This is a genomic window from Mycobacterium sp. 050134 (assembly GCF_036409085.1).
Classification (GTDB): domain Bacteria; phylum Actinomycetota; class Actinomycetes; order Mycobacteriales; family Mycobacteriaceae; genus Mycobacterium.
Genome location: NZ_JAZGLV010000053.1, coordinates 1 through 2,221 on the forward strand (window position 1 = coordinate 1; position 2,221 = coordinate 2,221).

The following is a 2,221-nucleotide window of genomic DNA, read 5'->3' on the forward strand; positions in this document are numbered from 1 at the left end:
TGACATGCCGTCGGCGTCTTGTCGGCCCAGGGTGATGGCGCGGCGGCGGGCGCGTTCGGCGTCGCTGAAGTCGCCGTCGGGGTGGAGCCAGTCCATGATGCGTTGGGCGTATTTGGCCAACTCGTCGGGGCGGTATCCGGTGGCTTTGTCGGCCAGGTCGGCGTCGGCGGCCTGGCGGGTGCAGGCGTCGATCTCGGCGGGCAGGTGGGCGAAGAAGCTGCGGATGACTGTGATGTGGCCGTCGCCGATGAGTCCGGCGCGGTGGGCTGCGGCGGTTGCGGGAAGCCGCGGCGCTAACGGCTCACCGGTTAATGCCGTGCGCTGTCCGAGGTCGTGGGCGTCGTCGATGCGCCGGCCGGCGTCGGTGCGGGTGATGTGCAGCCGGTCGGCCAGCCCCGAGCGCAGCGAGCCGCCCAGTTCCGCGGCGCTGGCCTGGGCGCCGACCTGGTTGATCAGGGTGTGCTGAGGGGCGCGCAGCCGCCGCGCCGCGCGTTCCAGGCGCTCCAAGGCACCCAGCCGCTCCGGGGTGGTCAATGCGTCAAAAGACAACCCACACAGGCGGTTTACGTCGTCATCGAGCGCGTCGAAAACCTCGACGATCTCCTCACGACCACACGCACCCATGCCCCAAACTCTAGAAACACCCCCCGACATTTAGCCTTTGTGTGGGTCCGCGGGCGGGCCGAACGTCCGACCGGGACATGTAGGTGATCCCTGAGTTTTGAGTGGTCGTCCGCGGGCTTGGTGCCTGGTCAGCGGTGTCCTTGTTCGGGAACTTGGAGCCAGCCGTGGGGTGTGGACTCCTGCTTAGAGAATGTCTGGGCCGTGGCCGCGATGGTCAGTCACCTGGTGAACAGGATCCAGGCTGACAGGAGCAGCGATATGGCGTTGACGTTGGGTATCGACGTGGCCGTGCGGGCGGCACACCAAGCGACACTGGCGCGTGACGGAGCCACGGTATGGCGAGGTCGCAAGTTTTACACCAGGCCGATGGATCTGGAGCGGCTGTGGTCCGATCTCGAACTGGCCGATCCAGGGGATCTGACCGTTGTGGTCGAGCCGACCCGCAACGCGTGGATCGTCGTGGCCGAGTGGTTTCGCCGCCGCGGCGCTCGGGTGGTGATGGTCCCCACCACCCAGTCAGCGGATCTGCGCAAGTACTACTCCAAGCACACCAAAAACGATCGGATCGACTCCGAACTGCTGGCCCGACTACCGCTGCTGCATCCCGAAGGCCTGCGGCAATATTCCGGTCAGGGACCGGCAGAACCGTTGCGGCGGTTGGTCAAACAACGATCCACCATGGTCAAACGCAGGGTCGCGGTCTACGCCCGACTCGACGCACTGGTCGAACTTCTCGGGCCGGCCTGGTATGCAGTGCTCGGCTCGAACTACGGCATCGCGGCATTAGAGTTCCTCGCCCGCTACGCCGACCCCAACGCAGTGATCCACCTTGGCCAGGGCCGTCTAAGCCGGTTTTTGATCGCCCGCTCCCGGGGCGCATGGCGCGGCGAGCATGCCACCGGGCTCATCGCGGCCGCCAAGGAAACCCTCCTGTTGTGGGGCTCAGACGGGATGAACTTCGCTGAACTGGCCGATGACATCGCCCATGAAGCCGAACAGGCGCTGTTTTTGACTCGGCAAATCAAGCAGATCGATGAGCGGGTCGCCAACCTTTACGCCGACGCCGATCCCGAGGGCATCGTGGCCTCCGCTCCGGGCGTCGGACCGGTCATCAGCGCCGTGATCGCTGGGCGGATCGGTGATCCCCACCGGTTCACCTCGCTGGCCGCGATCCGCGCCTATACCGGCCTGGTCCCCAAGGTCAGCCAGTCCGGGGTGAGCCAGGTCGAATCCTCGATCACCAAGGCTGGCGACCCACTGCTACGTGAAATGCTCTGCACCGCAGCCGATCAAGCCCGCAAGGTTGATCCGCAGATCGCTGCGAAGTACCAGCGGCTGATGGCCGGCGACCGCCACCACGACTCCGCGATTTGCCACCTGGCTACCCTGCTGGTAACCCGAATCGCCACCTGCATGCGCACCGGCCAGCCCTACGCTCTACGCGACGTCGACGGCACTGCGATCACCGAAGTCCAGGGCCGCACGATCGTCAAAGAGCGCTACCAGATCGAGCCACGCCGCCGAGACAACGTCCGCCACCAACGCATGCGAAACCGCCGCAAGCAGGCGGCGGGCCAGGAGTCACAGGAGTCGCCAA

2 protein-coding genes are annotated in these 2,221 nt (G+C 66.0%); one reads left to right on the forward strand and one right to left on the reverse strand.

Going from position 1 to position 2,221, the window contains the following annotated elements:
• Positions 1-624, reverse strand: a 624-nt coding sequence (locus SKC42_RS27330) for a DUF222 domain-containing protein (protein WP_330967353.1), incomplete at its 3' end; no start/stop codon positions are given.
• A gap of 258 nt (positions 625-882) precedes the next feature.
• On the opposite strand from SKC42_RS27330, the gene SKC42_RS27335 reads away from it, so the two are divergent.
• A partial coding sequence (locus tag SKC42_RS27335; RefSeq protein WP_442932285.1) for an IS110 family transposase occupies positions 883-2,221 on the forward strand: 1,339 nt, incomplete at its 3' end.